The organism is Achromobacter sp., assembly GCF_036567245.1.
Lineage (GTDB): Bacteria > Pseudomonadota > Gammaproteobacteria > Burkholderiales > Burkholderiaceae_B > Achromobacter.
In genome coordinates this window covers 1-17,564 of the sequence record NZ_DATCUY010000526.1, presented here as the reverse complement: position 1 = coordinate 17,564, position 17,564 = coordinate 1, and the positions used below count along the sequence as shown (strand labels likewise).

Below are 17,564 nucleotides of genomic sequence, written 5' to 3'. Positions count from 1 at the left end.
CGGGCGGTGGGGATTTTTTCTTGAAGAAGCGGCTAAACATGGGTAACAAGTATATTCGTATCGTCGGGGGCCAATACAGACGCACCCCCATTGCCGTACCCGACGTGGAGACGCTGCGCCCCACGCCCGACCGGGTGCGCGAGACACTGTTCAACTGGCTCAATCACCTGTGGGGCGGCGATTTCGCCGACAAGCAGGTGCTGGATCTGTTCGCCGGCAGCGGCGCCCTGGGCTTCGAGGCGGCCTCGCGCGGCGTAGCGCATGTGCAGATGGTCGAGCGGGACAAGACCGCCGCGTCCGCGCTGCGGACACTGCGCGACAAGCTCAAAGCCGACATGATACGCATCCACGTGGGCGACGCCATGCAGGTCGCCGAGCGCATGGATGCGTCCCGATTTGACCTGATTTTGCTGGATCCTCCTTTCGGCCAGGACTGGCTGCCGCGCCTGTGGCCGATTCTGCCGGGCATTCTGACCGAGCATGGGCTAGTCTACGTAGAGGCGGAAAGCCCCATCGAAGCCCCTGAAGGATTCACGATCTTGCGGCAGGACAAGGCAGGCGCGGTCCACTACCACCTGCTGGAATTTGCTGCATTGCGCAAATAGGTCAATAATCCGAGCTTCGGAGGATGGTGTACACCACTAATAACGGTACGGAGCTCGCATGATCATCGCTGTATATCCTGGCACTTTCGACCCGCTGACCAGAGGCCACGAAGACCTGGTCCGCCGTGCCGCCACGCTTTTCGACAAGGTCGTGGTGGGTATCGCCATCAGCCGCAACAAGAAGCCCTTCTTCAGCATCGACGAACGCGTGGAAATCGCGCGCGAAGTGCTGGGCCACTATCCCAACGTGGAAGTGCAAAGCTTCGCCGGCCTGCTCAAGGACTTCGTGCGCGACCAGAACGGCCGCGTCATCGTGCGCGGCCTGCGCGCCGTGTCCGACTTCGAATACGAATTCCAGATGGCCGGCATGAACCGCCATCTGTTGCCCGACGTCGAAACGCTGTTCATGACGCCCTCGGACCAGTACCAGTTCATCTCTGGCACCATCGTGCGCGAAATCGCCCAGTTGGGCGGCGACGTGAGCAAATTCGTGTTTCCATCGGTCGAGCGCTGGCTCCAGGAAAAGGCCAAGGAACGCCGCGAACAGTCCTGGCCGGGCTGAACCCGCAGCCGGTATTTGCTCCACCCTCGAAGGGCGCGCACAGCGCCCTTCTTGCGCTGCGCCGCCCGGGCGGGCGACGGCGGTACAATGCGCCTAGCCCTACCCGCCCCATACCGTAGCCCGCCATGGCCCTGACCATCACTGAAGAATGCATCAATTGCGACGTTTGCGAGCCCCAGTGCCCGAACGAAGCAATCTCCATGGGCGAGGACTATTACATCATCGACCCCGACCGGTGCACCGAATGCGTGGGCCACCACGACGAGCCGCAATGCAAGGTGGTATGCCCGGTGGAGTGCATCGAACTGCACCCGCAATGGCATGAAGGCCAGGAACAGCTCATGGCCAAGTACCGCCGCCTGACCGGTGCCGCATGAGCGACGCCGCGCAGCCCAGCATCGACCTTCCTCCTTCCCGCCACCAAGCCCGCCGCGACCTGTCCGCGTCGGCCATCGCCGCCGGTCTGGTCGCCGTCCTGGTCAGCTTCGGCGGCACCGCCGTGCTGATGGTGCAAGCCGGCCATACCGCCGGCCTGGATTCCACCCACATCGGGTCGTGGATCGGTTCGCTCAGTCTCGCGTTCGGCCTCGGCGGCGCGGTATACAGTCTGCGCACGGGCTTGCCCATCGTCATGGCCTGGTCCACGCCCGGCGCGGCCCTGCTGGTCACCGCGCTGGCAGGCGTTCCCTTCAATGAAGCCATCGGCGCCTTCATCCTCGCGGCCGCACTGACGCTGGCCTGCGGCCTGTTCGGGTGGATCGATCCCATCCTGCGGCGCATCCCGGGCGAAATCGCCGCAGCCATGCTGGCGGGCGTACTGCTCAATTTCGGCATGGGCGTCTTCAGCAACATCAAGCAGCAACCCGCACTGGTGCTGGCGATGTGCGCCGCCTATCTGCTGTGCCGGCGCTGGGCGCCGCGCTACGCGGTGCTGGTCGTCATGCTGGTGGCCATCGCCATCGCCTTCGGCCTGAACCTGATCCAGCTGGACCTGCTGGACTGGCGCCTCACCGAATTCGTATGGACCACGCCGGCCTTCAGCGCGCAGGCCGCGGTCAGCCTGGGCATTCCGCTCTTCGTCGTCGCAATGGCGTCGCAGAACCTGCCCGGCCTGGCCATCCTGCAAGCCGCCGGCTATCAGCCGCCGGCCTCGCGCCTGGTGGCGGCCACCGGCCTGCTGGGCCTGCTGGCCGCGCCCTTTGGCGCGCACAGCGTCACGATGGGCGCCATCAGCGCAGCCATCTGCACCGGCCCCGAAGCGCACGCGGATCCGTCCAAGCGGTATATCGCCGCCGCCACCTACGGCCTGGGCTATGTCGTGCTGAGCGTCGTGGCCGGCGCCGTGGCCGTGTTCTTCCAGGCCTTGCCCGCCGCCCTGCTGGCCGCGCTGGCCGGGCTGGCGCTGCTGGGCACCATCATGGGCGGCATGGCAGCGGCCATGGCCAACCCGCAACGCCGCGAAGCCGCGCTCATCACGCTGCTCGCCACGGCCTCGGGCTTCAGTTTCTGGGGCATCGGATCGGCCTTCTGGGGCCTGCTGGCGGGCCTTCTGGCCCACGTCGCATTTGAGTTCAAGCGCTCGGGCACGCAGGCCTGAGGCGGCCTGCTCAGGCCGGCCAGGCGGCCACGGGCGTGTCGGGGTGCACTTTCATGATGCGGCAAGGCACCTGCACAAAGTTGGAGATCCAGGCCGCAGCCAGTTCCCCTTCGTCGATCACGTCGACCACCTGCTCGCCCACCTTCATGCTGTAACGCACGCTATCGTCGTCTTCGATGACGTCCAGCGGAATGTCCATGCGCAGCATGCCCGGCGCCTTCAGCACCAGGTAGCCCAGCCGCAGTTCGACCGAGACCTCGGCCAGCCGCGGACACAGGGCGCGGTTCAGCCACTGCCCGGAATCGTTGGCGACCAGCCATTGCCGGTGATAGCCAGCGGCCTCGGCCTGTGCGGTGACGCCGCACTCGGCCACGGGTTGGAAGTGTCCGGCGTTCATTTGCCCAGCAACCCCTTCAGGGCTTTGTCGACGGCCGCGCCGCCCTTGCCCTTGCCCGTCACCGCCTCGCGCAGCTTGTTTTCCAGGCTGCGCTGGAGAATGCCGCCGATGGCGTCCTTCCAGAGCACGGTGTAGGTCGGCTTGTCGAACGGCCCTTTGACGTGCACAGGGATGGTCACGTCCTTCAGGTCTATCAGTTCCTTGCCTTCCGGATCGGCAGCCGGATTGACGACGCGCGCGCGCGCCACCAGGTCCAGCTCGCTCTTGACGAAGTCTATGGTGGCCGGTTCTCCTTGCGTCACCCGCAGCAGGGGCGACACCACGTTCAGACGCTTGACGGCAGCCACACCCTTGGTGAAAGCCAGGTCCGCGTCCATCTCGGAGAATTCTGTCTGCTTGCTGGTGTCGGAGGCGACGGTTTCGTTCTGCGATTCCGGCTTGAAGGCGGCCTTCAGCTCGCGCAGCGTCTGCGTGAGGTTGATGCCCTTGACCGCGCCATCGCGCAGGCGCAATTGCATGGTGCCGCCCAGGCCGTTCTTCATGGCATAGGCGTTGGCGCCAGCCGTCTTCAGGTCCACCGCGAGGCTGCCCGTGCCGCTCAGCACGTTCTGGCGCGCCAAGTCCATCAGGAACGGTTCGATGGCGATGCCGGCCAACGACATCTTGGTGGCCAACTGGTTGCCCTGCGCGGCGTCCACCGACAGGGTACCCGCCAGCTTGCCGCCATACAGGCCCGCCGTCAGGCTCGAAATGTCCAGCTTGCCCTTGTCCAGCTTGACCGCGGCGCCGACGTCATCGGCCTTCAGGCCGCGCACGACCAGCTTGCCAACCTTGATGGTGCCGTTGACGCTGGGACCGATCAACGCCGACAGATCGATCGTATCGTCGACCGGTTTGGACGCAGCCGGCGCCGGGGCGGGTTGCGCCGGCTTGCCTTCGTCCTTCTTGGCTTCGGCAGGCGGCTTGGCCGCAGGCTGCGCAGGCGTTGCCGCCGCGGGCGGCACCAGCTTGTCCAGGTCCAGCGTGTCCACCACCAGCGCGAAATTCACCTTCGGCGAATCGCTCAGCTTGGTAATGTCCGCGCTCAGGTCGAACTTGCCGCCTTCCAGTACCGCGTTGATCTTGCTGGTGGCCTGATCCTTCAACAGGTCCGCCGTGACGCTGCCAATCACCGGGATCTGCAGGCTGCCCTTGGGCAATCCGGGATCGGTAATGTTGACGTCGCCGCGCAGGCCGGAAAGGCCGCCGCTGCGCTGAAGCAGGTTAAGGGACAGCGGCGAGGCGAAATTCAGCTTGACGATCCGTTCGCCGTTCTTGGAAGTGCTGTCCAGCTTGGCTTCCTTGATATCCAGTTCGCCGGCGTTGCCGCTGATGCCGTTCAGGCCGAAGCTCGCGTCCAGGCCGCTGATGCGCACGCGGCCGGTCAGCGCTTCGCCCGTGGCCGAAGCCGGAGAAATATTGAGTGCAGGCGCGTCCACGGCGAATTCGAAGGGACCGTCGGCCACCCCGCCCTTGGCGCGAATGGCCAGCTTCTCGATCTGCAACTGGCTCTTGTGCGGGTCGATCGCCAGCTTGGGGATCGCGACACTGGCGTCCACATTGGTGGCCCGCACCGCGGGATCGGTGACGTCACCCTGGAACACGACCTCCAGGCCGGCGATATCGAGCGCCGATTTCTGCCCGTTGAAGGCCAGATTGCCGCGTATGGCCAGGCTCTTGGCCTCGGCGCCCGGCAGCTTGCCGTCCATGCGCAGGTCCAGCTTCTGCGCCGCATAGCGCTTGGCGGACGGATCCAGCGTCAGCAGGGCCTGACCGGTCAGATTGGCGTCGACGCGCGGATCGCCGCCCTCGACGCGCGCGGTCATGCGTACGTCAAACGGCTGATTGAAGGTGACGCGGCCGGTGTTGGCGTTGATCTTGGTAACCGCCACCGCCATGCCCGTGATGGCATCCTGCAACTGCACCTGGCCATCCTTCAGGTCCAGCCCGGCGATGTCGATCTGCATGTTGTTGCGCGGCTGCGGCAGGTTGCCGTTGGCGATGGCTTGTACCGCGCTCTGCGCCGCGCCCGCCAAGGCTTCGGCGGGATTGGCGGGCACCGCCGTGATCGGCGCGGTGCCGCCCACGAGATTGCTGAAATTGAATTGGCCCTGCTTGTCCCGCACCACGCGGGCCTTGAAGCCGGTGATGGCCACGTGATCCACGACAAAGCTGTTGGACAGCAGCGGCCACACGGCAACCGCGAGGCGGGTGCTGTCGATGGAAGCGAAAATCTCGGGGCTATCCGGCTCGGACAGCGACACGCCCTGCACCGACAGACCGATACGCGGAAAGAGCGACAGCTCGATCTCGCCGTCGATCGTCAACGTGCGTTGGTAGCGTTGCTGGACAAGCTCTTCCAGCTTGTACTTGTACGCGTTGGGGTCGAATGTCAGCAAGAAGATGGCCAGGCCAACGACGGCCACGACAACCAACACTACCAGGCCTATCAAAATGCGCTTGAACCACGTTTTCATTGCTGCCCCGTCGGTACCTCGACTGGAAATCCTTGAATGCCGTCCGCGGCGCCAGGCGCGCGAAAGGTGCTTTAGCGGCGGAAAAACCACCCGGCGTATGAAGCCATGGGCCTTTCAGGGCGTGCCCTATCTCAAGCCGAGCCTGGGGCTGCGGCACCGAAAAAGGAGAATCTGCCAAGGAAAGCCTGATGAAGACGCCGGCAAAGCCGGCGTACAGATAGCGCTATCGTAACAAATCAGGCTGGCTTCGCGCGGGCCGCCGGGCAAAGCCGCGCAAAATCAGCCCTATCGCCATCGGTCTCGCGCCTCGAAATCCGGCCCGGACCTGACAACTTTCTGTCTCGCGGATTGTAGGACTAGAATGATTGATACATCAATCATTGATAGATCCAATAATGTCCGCCCCCGCTCCCAGCACCCCGCACTCGCCCGGCCAGGTGCTCCCATTCCGCCAGACTCTGCTCGCCATGCTGGGCATGTGTTTCGTCATGATGATGGTCGCGATCGACCAGACCGTGGTCGGCACCGCGCTTCCAACCATTGTGGCCGAACTCAGGGGCTTCGAACTGTATGCATGGGTAGCGACCTCTTACCTGCTGACCTCCGTCATCACCGTGCCCATCTTCGGCCGCCTGGGCGACTACTACGGGCGCAAGCCGTTCGTAGTGGCGGCCATCGTGCTGTTCACCCTGGCCTCGGTGCTGTGCGGCGCGGCCGACAGCATGTTCACGCTGGTCCTGGCCCGCGCCCTGCAAGGCATAGGCGGCGGCATGCTGGTGGGTACCGCGTTCGCGTCCATCCCCGATCTGTTTCCCGATCCCCACGTGCGGCTGCGCTGGCAGGTCATGCTCAGCTCCGCCTTCGGCATCGCCAACGCGGTGGGCCCGACCCTGGGCGGCGCACTGACGGAGCACTACGGCTGGCGCTCGGTGTTCTACGTCAACCTGCCCATCGGCATACTCGGCCTGTGGTTCGTCACCCGCTATCTGCCGCACCTGCGCAGCCACACGTCCGGCCGGGTGCGGCTGGACTGGCAGGGCGCGGTGCTCATCGCCCTGGCGCTGGGCAGCCTGCAATTGCTGGTCGAATTGCTGCCCAAGGAAGGGCTGAGCGGGTCCATCATGCTGCTGGGCGCGGGCAGCGCGGTCGCCTTCGCCGTGCTGCTCTGGTGGGAACGGCGCTGCCCCCACCCGCTGCTGCCGCTGGACATGTTCCGCAACCGCGGCCTGGCCATGCTGTTCACGCTGGCCCTGCTGGTGGGCGTAACCATGTACTCGCTGCTGTTCTACGCGCCGCTGCTGCTACAGGGCGGCTTCGGGCTGTCGCCCCAGGATGCGGGCCTGCTCATCACGCCCATGGTGGTCTTCATTACCGTGGGCAGCATCATCAACGGTCGCATCATCACCCGCATCCGCAATCCCAACTGCATGCTGTACGCGGGCTTCATCCTGATGGCGTTCTCGTGCCTGGGCATCGTTACCACCCATAGCTACACGTCACATGCGCTCATCGCCGCATATATGCTGATGGCCGGCCTGGGCATGGGCTTCATCATGCCCAACCTGACGGTCTTCGCGCAGCAGACCGCCGGCCGCAGCCACCTGGGCATCGCCACCGCGCTGCTGCAATCGCTGCGCATGATAGGCGGCATGCTGGGCACGGCGATCGTCGGCACCATGGTCAGCCACAGCTATTTCAGCGGCGTCGAATCCACGCTGCGCGGCGCCTCCGCCCGCTGGCTGCCCGAACTGAACGATCCGCAGATGCTGGTCAATCCCGCGGCCCAGACGCAGTTCCTGGCACAATTGGCGCATCAAGGCCAGGACGGAACCTCGCTGATCGAGATCGCGCGCGTCGCGCTCGTCGGCGCGATCCACGAAGGGCAGTTGATCGCCCTGGCGGTCGCCGTGTTCGCGCTGTGGTGCGTGCGGCGCGTGCCGCCGATCCAGTTAATCCGCCCCTCCAAACCAGAGCCGGCCGGCGTCGGAGAATAGCTTTTGCCCAAACAACAACAAGGCTTGCAGGTCATCCAGCACATGGGGCAGGCCTACCGCGGCATGCAGAACGCGTTCAGCAGCACGGTTGGCCACGCCTTGCCCCGCTGGCGCATCCTGCTGGCGCTGCATGAATGCGGCCAGTGTTCGCAGAAGCATCTGGCCGAACGTTGCCGGCTCGATCCTGCATCGCTCACGCGCCAGTTGCAGGCCATGGAGAAAATGGGCTGGATCGCGCGCGAAGTGGATCCGCAAGACAACCGCCTGACCAACGCCAACCTCACGCCCGCCGGCCAGGCCGTGGTGGACGAGGCGCTACCCAAGCGGGCGGCTTTCTTCGAGGAATCGCTCAAGGGCTTGTCGGCCGCGGATATCGATACCTTGAATCGCGTGCTGAGCGTGCTGGAGGCGAATTTCCTGCGGGCGGCAGCGGATAAGGCGTCGCAGGCCTGAGAAGCCAAGGCGTTTGCGGCGTGGGCGCATGCGCCGCATCGAACCTTCAGCGCGCGCCCGACTGCTCCACAATGATCTTCATGAAATCGTCGGCCAGCCGATGCGAGACGCCCTTTGCTCGCACCGCATACACCTGAGCCGTCGCCGTCAATCCCTGGACAGGCAGAAACAGGATATCGCTGCGGCTTTCATCCGCCACTGACCTGCCGACCAGCGCATAGCCCAGGCCGGCCGCGACCAGGCCCAGCGCGGTGTGTATCTCCTTCGCCTCATATCCCACGCGCACCTTGGCGCCGGCCTGCTCCAGCGCCTGCATGGTCGAACGGGCGAAACTGCTTTCCGGGTCCTTCGGATAGCTGATAAATGCCATGCCGGCCAGATCATTCGAATTGAGGCGCTTGCGTTTGGCAAACGCGCCCGCGGACGGCACTGCCGCAACGAGTGGGTCATCGAACAGCGGAAAGTAGTCCAGGCCGTCCTCTTCGACACGCGCTCCCATCGTTCGCGAAAGCCCCACATGGATGAGACCGCTGTGTAGCGCCTCCCCTTGGTGCTCGCTGAGGATCTCGGTCAGGTCGATGCGCACCTTGGGCAGGTCGGCCTTCATCTTGCGCACCGCATCAGGCAGCACCGAGAAAATGGTCGAACGCGTGAAACCGATGCTGAGCCAGCCGAAATGGCCTGCGGCCATATCCTGCGCTTCGTCGAACAGGCGCTGGGCATCGGCCAGCAGCGCCTTGGCCTTGGGATAGATGAAGCGTCCCAGCGGAGTGAGCGTCATGGGACGGGTAGAGCGGTCAAACACCTTTGCGCCCAGCATGGCCTCCAATTGCCCCAGCTGCATGCTGACCGCGGTGGGCACCACGTGCAATCGCTGGGCCGCCAGATTGGCATTGCGGGTTTCGACCACTTCGCAAAAGAACTGCAGGGATTTCAGGTTCATGGAAATTGATCTTACGCTCAAAATCGACTGATTGCTTTCCACTTTTCATTAGCTGAACATGGGATCACACGCATATATCGACGCGCCGGAACCTGGAGATTCTGTTGATTACCGATTTGCACGAACCCGAATGGCTGAGCCTGGCCCGCGGCCTTTCCACTGCCGAGGTATCCGATGCTCTCGACTACTACGAACTTCCCGGCAGCGCGCTGGGTATCCGGCCCATCGCAGGCCCAGCCCGGCTCTTCGGCTTGGCCTACACCGTCCGCTTCGCACCGATAGACCACGCCCAGCCCGGCACGGTCGGTGACTTCATCGACCGGCTCGCGCCCGGCGCCGTCGCCGTTCTGGACAATGGCGGGCGCATGGACTGCACCGTATGGGGCGGGATTCTCAGCCGGCTGGCCGCGCACAAGAATATCGCTGGCACAGTCGTGCATGGCGTGTGTCGCGACACCGCCGAGGCGGACGAGGCCGGCTATTCCTTGTATGCCCGCGGCGCCTTCATGCGCACTGGCAAGGACCGGGTGCAAGTGCAGGCCTACGAAGAGCCCGTAACGCTGGGCGACGTGCGCGTATGTCCTGGAGATCTGCTGATCGGTGATGCCGACGGCATCGTGGTGGTGCCTCGCGGACGCATGCAGGAAGTGCTGACCAAGGCCCTGGAAACGCGCGCGTTGGAAAACCGGATTCTGGAGGCCGCGCTTGGCGGCATGCCGCTGATCGAAGCGCGCAGGCAGTTCGGCTACCACACGCTGCAGCGTTCGCCGGCCAAGCTCACCTGATGCTGGCTCGAATAACAACTACATAATCCAAGGAGACATGATGTCCATCACCCGCACGCTGTGCGCAGCAACCTTCGGCCTGGCGGCCGCAGCGGTGACCGCCCCCGCGCTGGCGCAAGACCCATATCCCTGCCAGCTGGTCAAAATCATTTCGCCCTATCCCCCGGGCGGTACCACTGACATCCTGGCGCGCCTGATCGCACCCGGCTTGGCCGACGAACTCGGCACCAACGTGATCGTCGAAAACAAGGGCGGCGCCAGCAGCAACATAGGCACCCAGTACGTCACCACCGCCGCGCCGGACGGCTGCACGCTGCTCTTGGGCAACAACACCGGCGTCGTCATCAACCGCAACCTGTACAAGCTGCGCAACGACCCGGTCAGCACGCTAGCGCCGGTCGCCGAAGTGGCCGCAGTCCCGCTGGTGCTATACGTCAACGCCGGCGTGCCCGTGAAGACTGCCAGCGAACTTTTCGCGCTGATCCGTAGCAAGCCAGGCGAATTCAATTTCGCGTCCGGTGGCAGCGGCAGCCCTCAACACCTGATGGGAGAGATGCTCAAGCTCGATATGAAGCTCGACATGACGCATATCCCCTATCGCGGCCAGGGTCCGGCCCTGGCCGACGTAATCGCGGGCCAGGTGCCCGTGGCCTTCGAAACCACCACCGCTATCGCACCGCAGCTGGGTTCAGGCCGCATCCGCGCGCTGGCCACCACCGGAGAGACCCGCTCAAAGGGCCTGCCGGACGTGCCGACCATGAAGGAGCTCGGCCATGCCAGTTTCGTGATCGAGAACTGGTATGGCATTTTCGCCCCCGCGCAAACGCCTGCGGCTCTAGTCCAGCGGCTTAACCAGGGCATCGTGAAAACATTGAAGAGCCCTGCGCTGGCCAAGAACCTGGACGAAATGGGATCGGATGACGTAGCCGGCACGCCCGAACAATTCGCGGGCTTCATCGCCAAAGAATTGCCCTACTGGGAATCGCTGGTCAAACGCACCGGCGCAAAGGTGGACTGACATGACGAACCTGCTTGCCACCTTGCGCCAACTAGGCGCCGCCACCGTCTACGAAGCGCAGGGCGCCAAGGGTGCGCTGGACCACGGCATCAAACCCATCGACCCGACCGTGCGACTTGCCGGACCAGCCTTCACCGTCGACTGTCGCCCCGCCGACAACCTCATGCTGCACTATGCCGTCCAGAAGGCCCGTCCTGGCGACGTCCTCGTGGTCGATGCCAAGGCCTTCATGGAAGCCGGCCCCTGGGGTGACGTGCTGACATTGCAAGCCATGCAGGTTGGCATCGCCGGCCTGCTCATCAACGGCTGCGTGCGCGACGCGAACCTGATCATCGAACTTGGCTTCCCGGTGTTCTGCCGCGGCCTGTCGATCAAGGGCACCGGCAAATTCCAGCCAGGCCGGATCAACGTGCCGGTCAGCATAGGCGACGTCACCATTCATCCCGGCGACTACATCGTCGCGGACCGCGACGGCGTAGCCGTTATTCCCCAGAGCGAATTGGAACAGACCATCGCCCGCAGCCTCGCCCGCGAAGAGAAAGAAGCTGGACAGCGCAAAGCGATCGAGCAAGGCGTCTTCACTACCGAGCTGCTGGGCTTGACTGACACCCTGCGCAGACTCGGTCTGGAATAAGCCTCAACCATAAGACCCGCGGTATCGGCCCATAGGAAAACAAGATTTCCCAGGGACGAAGATCGCCCAGAATACAGAACCTTTCCGTACACGCCATGAAAAGGACGGCAATGGATTCTGTATATCTGGTGGTCACCCTCGGCGCGGTCGTCGCGGGTTTCGTGCAAGGCCTGTCGGGCTTTGCCTTCGGCCTGGTGGCGATGTCGTTCTGGGCCTGGGTACTGGACCCGCGCCTGGCCGCGACGCTCGCGGCCTTTGGCGCCCTGGTCGGGCAGATCCTCGCCGCCATTACCGTGCGCCGCGGCTTCGACCTGCGGCGACTGCTGCCTTTCGTGATCGGCGGCCTGTTCGGCATTCCGCTGGGCGTGGCGCTGCTGCCGCGCCTGGACATGGACTGGTTCAAGACCATACTCGGCGCCCTGCTGGTGATCTGGTGCCCTGCCATGCTGTACGCCAAGAATCTTCCCAAGATCTCCGCGGGCGGCCGCGCCGCAGATGCGGCCGTCGGCATGGCCGGCGGCGTGCTGGGCGGCATCGGCGGCTTCACCGGCACGCTGCCCACCTTGTGGTGCACCCTGCGCGGCTTCGACAAGGACGCGCAACGCGCCATCATCCAGAACTTCAACCTGTCCATGCTGTTGGTGACCATGGGCACGTATCTGGCGACCGGCATCGTCACGCGCGCCATGCTGCCCATGTTCGCCATCGTTGCCGCCTCCATGCTGGTGCCGGTGCTGTTGGGCGCGAAGCTTTACATAGGCATCAGCGAGGCGCGTTTCCGGCAGATCGTACTGGGGTTGCTGACAGCATCCGGCGTTGCCTTGCTGGCATCGGCGGTGCCGCGGTTGCTTGAACGCGTGGCATAGTTCCAGCCATAGCAGCAACACAGACAGGCAACATCCATGAATCCCGACCGGCGCTACCTCGTCATCCAGTCCCATGCGAGCGAATTTCCCGAGCCCATGCGGGTGCGCAAGGGAGATCGCGTCGCCGTCGGCGAACGATACGATGGGCCCGAGGGCTGGCCCGACTGGTATCACTGCACGCCAGCGGACCAGGAAGCCGGCTTCGTGCCGGCGCAATTCCTTGACCATCATGCCGACGGCAGCGCCACGATGCTGGAGGACTTCACCAATAAGGAATTGGATGTCGCGGAAGGTGAAGTGCTGCGCGGCGAACGCGAGTTGAATGGATGGGTGTGGGCGACCCGGCTTGAGGACGGAGAGACGGGCTGGGTGCCGCTCGACAACTTACGTATGTGCGATCAAACCATCTGCTGATGCAGCCCAACCCGGCCGCGACCGACATTATCCCGCCGGGAACAGGTGCCCAGCGATGAAATCCACGAACGCCCGTACCCTGGGCAACAGTTGCCGATTGGACGGCCACAATATCCAGAAGGTACTGGACGAACCCGCCCATTCGTCCAGCACCGTCACAAGGTCTCCGCGATCGAGGGCCTGCTTGACCGCGAAGTCAGGCAGGTAGGCGATGCCGTGGCCCTGGATGGCCATATGCCGCAAGGTCTCAAGGTGGTTGCTCGTCATGCTTGCCGCAGGACGCATGTCGGCGTCCTCGCCGCCGCGTCGCAAGCGCCATTTTTCCAACAGGCCGGTGCTTGGGATGCGATGCAGCAGGCAAGCGTGCTGGACGAAGTCCTCGGGCCGTTCGGGCATGCCGTGCTGCGCGAAATAGCGTGGCGCGCCCACACAGACGAAGCGGCTGATGCCCAGGCGCTTGCTCATCAGGCGGGAATCGCTCAACTCTCCGGTGCGCACTACCGCATCGAAACCTTCGTCCACGACGTCCACCAAGCGGTCGCTGAAATCCAGGTCGAGTTCAATTTGCGGATAGTGGCTGGCAAAGGCCGACAACACCGGCCACATCAATCCGCTGACTAGCGGCAGGCTTACCCGAAGTCGGCCTTGCGGGGTCGCAGTCGTGCTGGCCAGCTCATTCTCGGCCGCCGCGATTTCGGAGAGGATGCGTCGGCAACGGTCGAGGAACAGCGTGCCTTCTGCGGTGAGGCTCACGCTACGGGTGCTGCGCTGGAATAGGCGTACGCCAAGCTTCTGCTCCAGCCGGGCCACGCCCTTGCTGACCGCCGACGCGGAGATGCCCAACTGACGCCCCGCCGCCGCGAAGCTGCGTAGATCAGCCACCTGCACAAAGATCGTCATGCCGCTGTGACTATCCATTGCCGCTCCAATTGATGACTCAAATGTCATGTCTATCGTGATTTACGGGCCATTTTTCCATAAATAGTTCCTCCGTATCATCAATTATTCAATACGGCCGTCACGACATTGCCGTTAACCACCGTTTCGAGAGCGTCGTGCATGGCCTCGCCATTTTTTAGGGATACCCGATGAGCACCACCACCGCATCCGCGTCGGACGCGACGATTCGTAAAGCCCCCTTGATCGTCACCGGGTGTCTGACGGCCGCCGTCATTCCGTTGAGCATCGCTGGTCCCGCCGTCGTCGTGCCCTCCATCAACCAGGCGCTTGGCGGCAGCGCGGTCGAACTGACCTGGATCATCAACGCCTACATCCTGACCTACGGCAGCGCAACACTGGCGGCGGGTAGCTTGGCCGACACCTATGGGCGCAAGCGGATCTGGCTGTCGGGCATGCTGTTGTTTGCCCTGATCACGGCGGCCATTCCCTTCATGCCGTCAGTGTTCTGGATCGACATCCTGCGGCTCATTCAGGGCCTGGGCGCGGCAGCAGCCTTTGCGGGCGCGATGGCTGCGCTGACGCAAGAGTTCGACGGACATGCCCGCACCCGCGTGTTCAGCCTGATCGGCACGACTTTCGGCGCCGGAGCGGCATTCGGTCCATTCCTGGCCGGACTGCTGATCGACACCCTGGGATGGCAGTGGGTGTTTTATCTACCGGCGCTGGTCGCCTTGTTGGCATCCGCACTCATTGCGCCATTTGCCCGCGAGACACGCGACCCCGACGCCACGGGGCTGGATTGGCCCGGCGCCATCAGTTTCACCGCCGGACTGGCGGTGCTCACCTACGGCATCATTCTTGCCCCCGAGCGAGGTTGGAGCCATGCCTCGGTGCTAGCTTGCTTGGCAAGCGCAGCCGTGTTGCTGGCCGCCTTCGTCATCATCGAACGACGCCAGGCCAAACCCATGCTCGACCTGTCGCTGTTCGCAAATGCACGGTTCGTCGGTGTGCAGGTGTTGGCGATTGCGCCGGCCTATGCATACATCGTGCTGCTGGTCATGCTTCCAGCCCGATTCATAGGGGCGGAAGGACACAGCGCACTGGCAGCCGGGCAGATGATGATTGCGCTGTCTGCGCCGCTGTTGGTGGTGCCCTTCATTGCCGGCCTTCTTACGCGCTGGATCAACGTCGGCGTGCTGTCTGGCATTGGCCTCGCCATTGCGGCTGCCGGACTGGCCTGGCTGGGTTTGACGCTGTCCGGCAATACGCAAAGCGAGCGTTTGCTGGCGATGCTGGTGATCGGCATCGGAATCGGTCTCCCCTGGGGGCTGATGGATGGTTTGGCCGTGAGCGTTGTTCCCAGGGAACGGGCCGGCATGGCGACGGGAATCTTCAATGCGGTACGCCTGGCCGGCGACGGGATGGCCATCGCCGCCGTGGGGGCCATATTGTCTGCTCACATTCTCTCGGGGCTAGCGGCGTTAGTGCCGAATGGCACATTGGGGCAAGTGACGGATGCAGACTTGGTGGGAGCATCGAACCGATTGGCCATGAGCGATCTACAGAACGCCCTCGTGCATTTGCCGACGGCTGGACAGTCACTGCTGTTGCTGGTGTACGAAAGCGCATTCCGGTTCCAGCTTCTTGTTCTGGCTGGCGCTGCGGCAGCGACGGCAATTCTGGTGCTCGTGCTGTTGGGTAGGGTAAAGACGGCATGACTGATCGCAATGGAATTTAGGCATTTCCTTTGCTCCCTGGCTGTGGCCGAACAACGGCACTTTGCCCGCGCTGCCGAGCGGCCGCGCATCGAACAGTCGCCTTTGTCGCGCGCCCTAGAAGAGTTGGAGAAAGAACTGGCGCGGTGCTGTTTGCAGGCACCACGCAGCACGTTTGAACACGAGTACCCTCAACGCTACCCCCGAATTTTTCAGACTTCGATGAACAATAGGAACGCTCAGTAGACCGTACTGTTGTCAAGCCCTTGATTTCAAAAGGCCTGCTCAATCCACCAAGCGCTACCGAACGTTCCTGAGTTCCGAAAAATTCGTCAGACGTTGAACAGGAAGTTCATCACGTCCCCATCCTGCACGATGTATTCCTTGCCTTCCGCGCGCATCTTGCCCGCTTCCTTGGCGCCCTGCTCACCCTTGTAGGTGATGAAGTCTTCGTAGGCGATCGTCTGGGCGCGGATGAAGCCGCGTTCGAAGTCGGTGTGGATGACGCCCGCAGCTTGCGGCGCGGTGGCGCCGATCGGCACGGTCCAGGCGCGCACTTCCTTCACGCCTGCAGTGAAGTAGGTCTGCAGGCCCAGCAGCTTGAAGGCGGCGCGGATCAGGCGGTTCAGGCCGGGTTCTTCCATGCCCATGTCCGACAGGAAGGCCTGGCGGTCGGCATCGTCGAGGTCGACGATTTCGGATTCGATGGCGGCGCAGATCGCGACCACGGGCGCGTTGCGCGCGGCGGCGAATTCGGTCAGGCGGTCCAGCAGCGGATTGTTGGTGAAGCCGTCGTCGGCCACGTTGCCCACGTACATCGCGCGCTTGGCGGTGATGAAGCAGAGCTGGGCGATGTCGGCCTGCTCTTCGGGCGAGAGGTCCAGTGCGCGGATAGGCTTGGCTTCGTTCAGCTGGGCCACGCACTTTTCCAGCACGGCCACGATGCGCTGCGATTCCTTGTCGCCGGAACGCGCGGTCTTCTGGTGACGATGCAACGCCTTTTCGGCGGTTTGCATGTCGGCCAGCGCCAGCTCGGTTTCGATGACTTCGATGTCGGCGATAGGGTCGATCTTTCCCGCCACGTGGATCACGTTGGGGTCTTCAAAGCAGCGCACCACGTTGACGATGGCGTCGGTTTCGCGGATGTGCGAGAGGAACTGGTTGCCCAGGCCTTCGCCCTTGCTCGCGCCGGCGACCAGGCCCGCGATGTCGACGAATTCGACGGTGGCGGACAGAATGCGTTCGGGCTTGACGATTTCAGCCAGCTTCTGCAGGCGCGGATCCGGCACTTCGACCACACCGACGTTGGGTTCGATGGTGCAGAACGGATAATTCTCGGCGGCGATGCCGGCGCGGGTCAGAGCGTTGAAGAGTGTCGATTTGCCTACGTTGGGCAGGCCGACGATGCCGCATTGCAGAGCCATGGGAATCCTGTGTAAGTACGGTATTGATCGTTAACGTTCTAGTTTACCCCGGCTGGGGGATCGAGCCCTGCCGGCTCGGCCGCCGTTGCGGCCCCGGTTAGGCCGCGGCGGCGGGAACCCAGCGCATGATGATCCAGATCATCAAAATGGGGCCAGCGTTGAACGCGGAGTGCAGCAGGATGGCCGAGCCGATTCCGCGCCTGACGCGCATCCAGCCCAGCACCAGACCCGTCAGCCACTGCGGCAGCACCAGCAAGGGCAGCAGCCAGTACGGCGTCTTGCTGTAGACGAAATTGGTCAGGTGCACCGCGGCGAAGCTCAGCGCGACCAGGTGGAACACCAGGCCGAAGTGCTTCAGGTAATAGCGCCGCCAGGTGGTGTCCCAGCCTTGCAGTGGTTCGGCGCGCTGGCGCGCGCCCCAGCATGCCAGGATCACGAATGCGGCCAGCAACAGGCCGGTCCAGACCTTCGGCCCCCACAGCACCACGGGCACCATCGCCGGGATCAGCCACAGCGCCTGTCTGGGCCGCCGTAGGCCGTAGCGAAACAGTATCTCTTCCACCAGCGGCGCCCAGATCACCGCGGTCAGCCAGGGGATGTTGGCGGGATCGAGCCGATGCGTGACGCCACCCAGGCCAGCCGCGGCCACGGCGACAGGCCCCAGCGCGAACAGGTTCACAGCCCACAGCAGCGCGGCCCAGGCCAGCAGGCGGCCCGGCCCCAGGCCCGGCCACCAGTCGG

Annotated in this window: 19 protein-coding genes; 13 read left to right on the top strand and 6 right to left on the bottom strand. The window is 63.9% G+C overall.

Annotation, left to right across the window (positions count from 1 at the left end; genetic code table 11):
• The first annotated feature begins 38 nt into the window (after positions 1–38).
• The 4 genes from rsmD (at position 39) to VIR09_RS22250 (ending at position 2,764) form a co-directional block, all read left to right on the top strand.
• Entirely contained in the window at positions 39–605 is a 567-nt protein-coding gene (rsmD, locus tag VIR09_RS22265) for a 16S rRNA (guanine(966)-N(2))-methyltransferase RsmD (protein WP_332014820.1), read from the top strand.
• 58 nt (positions 606–663) lie between these two features.
• Positions 664–1,167 carry a pantetheine-phosphate adenylyltransferase gene (coaD, locus tag VIR09_RS22260; protein ID WP_173145623.1) on the top strand — a complete coding sequence of 168 codons (504 nt, stop codon included), beginning with the start codon at positions 664–666 and terminating at the stop codon, positions 1,165–1,167.
• Positions 1,168–1,292: 125 nt separating this feature from the next.
• On the top strand, positions 1,293–1,544 hold the full coding sequence (locus VIR09_RS22255) for a YfhL family 4Fe-4S dicluster ferredoxin (RefSeq protein ID WP_332014819.1): 252 nt from the start codon (positions 1,293–1,295) through the stop codon (positions 1,542–1,544).
• A complete protein-coding gene (locus VIR09_RS22250; protein ID WP_332014818.1) occupies positions 1,541–2,764 on the top strand; it encodes a benzoate/H(+) symporter BenE family transporter in 1,224 nt (407 codons plus the stop codon). Before VIR09_RS22255 ends, VIR09_RS22250 begins: the two co-directional genes overlap by 4 nt.
• A gap of 10 nt (positions 2,765–2,774) precedes the next feature.
• On the opposite strand, the gene VIR09_RS22245 is transcribed toward VIR09_RS22250, so the two are convergent.
• Both VIR09_RS22245 and VIR09_RS22240 read right to left on the bottom strand, forming a co-directional pair.
• Positions 2,775–3,161, bottom strand: coding sequence for an MOSC N-terminal beta barrel domain-containing protein (locus tag VIR09_RS22245; protein WP_332014817.1), 387 nt, complete (start codon positions 3,159–3,161; stop codon positions 2,775–2,777).
• A complete protein-coding gene (locus VIR09_RS22240) occupies positions 3,158–5,677 on the bottom strand; it encodes an AsmA family protein (RefSeq protein ID WP_332014816.1) in 2,520 nt (839 codons plus the stop codon). The genes VIR09_RS22245 and VIR09_RS22240 overlap by 4 nt, the downstream gene beginning before the upstream one ends.
• A 395-nt stretch (positions 5,678–6,072) precedes the next feature.
• Between VIR09_RS22240 and VIR09_RS22235 the strand changes: the two genes are divergently transcribed.
• Positions 6,073–7,671: an MDR family MFS transporter gene (locus VIR09_RS22235; RefSeq protein WP_332014815.1), complete on the top strand. Its 1,599-nt coding sequence runs from the start codon at positions 6,073–6,075 to the stop codon at positions 7,669–7,671.
• A gap of 3 nt (positions 7,672–7,674) precedes the next feature.
• Complete coding sequence (locus VIR09_RS22230; protein WP_332014814.1) at positions 7,675–8,124, top strand: MarR family transcriptional regulator; 450 nt, start codon at positions 7,675–7,677, stop codon at positions 8,122–8,124.
• Between the two features lie 46 nt (positions 8,125–8,170).
• On the opposite strand, the gene VIR09_RS22225 is transcribed toward VIR09_RS22230, so the two are convergent.
• On the bottom strand, positions 8,171–9,067 hold the full coding sequence (locus VIR09_RS22225; RefSeq protein WP_332014813.1) for a LysR family transcriptional regulator: 897 nt from the start codon (positions 9,065–9,067) through the stop codon (positions 8,171–8,173).
• Positions 9,068–9,171: 104 nt separating this feature from the next.
• On the opposite strand from VIR09_RS22225, the gene VIR09_RS22220 reads away from it, so the two are divergent.
• The 5 genes from VIR09_RS22220 (at position 9,172) to VIR09_RS22200 (ending at position 12,784) form a co-directional block, all read left to right on the top strand.
• On the top strand, positions 9,172–9,852 hold the full coding sequence (locus VIR09_RS22220) for an RraA family protein (protein WP_332014812.1): 681 nt from the start codon (positions 9,172–9,174) through the stop codon (positions 9,850–9,852).
• 37 nt (positions 9,853–9,889) lie between these two features.
• Positions 9,890–10,870, top strand: coding sequence for a tripartite tricarboxylate transporter substrate binding protein (locus tag VIR09_RS22215; RefSeq protein WP_332014811.1), 981 nt, complete (start codon positions 9,890–9,892; stop codon positions 10,868–10,870).
• Between the two features lies 1 nt (position 10,871).
• Positions 10,872–11,504 (top strand): 4-carboxy-4-hydroxy-2-oxoadipate aldolase/oxaloacetate decarboxylase, encoded by a 633-nt coding sequence (locus VIR09_RS22210; protein WP_332014810.1) that lies wholly within the window; start codon positions 10,872–10,874, stop codon positions 11,502–11,504.
• A gap of 110 nt (positions 11,505–11,614) precedes the next feature.
• Positions 11,615–12,370 carry a sulfite exporter TauE/SafE family protein gene (locus tag VIR09_RS22205; protein WP_332014809.1) on the top strand — a complete coding sequence of 252 codons (756 nt, stop codon included), beginning with the start codon at positions 11,615–11,617 and terminating at the stop codon, positions 12,368–12,370.
• A gap of 36 nt (positions 12,371–12,406) precedes the next feature.
• Complete coding sequence (locus tag VIR09_RS22200; RefSeq protein ID WP_332014808.1) at positions 12,407–12,784, top strand: SH3 domain-containing protein; 378 nt, start codon at positions 12,407–12,409, stop codon at positions 12,782–12,784.
• A 27-nt stretch (positions 12,785–12,811) separates the two neighbouring features.
• Here VIR09_RS22200 and VIR09_RS22195 read toward each other — a convergent pair whose 3' ends face one another.
• A complete protein-coding gene (locus VIR09_RS22195; RefSeq protein ID WP_332014807.1) occupies positions 12,812–13,702 on the bottom strand; it encodes a LysR family transcriptional regulator in 891 nt (296 codons plus the stop codon).
• Positions 13,703–13,872: 170 nt separating this feature from the next.
• Here VIR09_RS22195 and VIR09_RS22190 point away from each other — a divergent pair, with 170 nt between their 5' ends.
• Together VIR09_RS22190 and VIR09_RS22185 are read left to right on the top strand one after the other, a co-directional pair.
• On the top strand, positions 13,873–15,402 hold the full coding sequence (locus VIR09_RS22190) for an MFS transporter (protein ID WP_332014806.1): 1,530 nt from the start codon (positions 13,873–13,875) through the stop codon (positions 15,400–15,402).
• A 9-nt stretch (positions 15,403–15,411) separates the two neighbouring features.
• Entirely contained in the window at positions 15,412–15,645 is a 234-nt protein-coding gene (locus VIR09_RS22185; protein WP_414639453.1) for a LysR family transcriptional regulator, read from the top strand.
• Between the two features lie 86 nt (positions 15,646–15,731).
• Here VIR09_RS22185 and ychF read toward each other — a convergent pair whose 3' ends face one another.
• Together ychF and VIR09_RS22175 are read right to left on the bottom strand one after the other, a co-directional pair.
• Positions 15,732–16,823 (bottom strand): redox-regulated ATPase YchF, encoded by a 1,092-nt coding sequence (ychF, locus tag VIR09_RS22180; RefSeq protein ID WP_332014805.1) that lies wholly within the window; start codon positions 16,821–16,823, stop codon positions 15,732–15,734.
• 97 nt (positions 16,824–16,920) lie between these two features.
• Positions 16,921–17,564: type II CAAX prenyl endopeptidase Rce1 family protein (locus VIR09_RS22175; RefSeq protein ID WP_332014804.1), on the bottom strand; the 644-nt coding region annotated here is incomplete at its 5' end.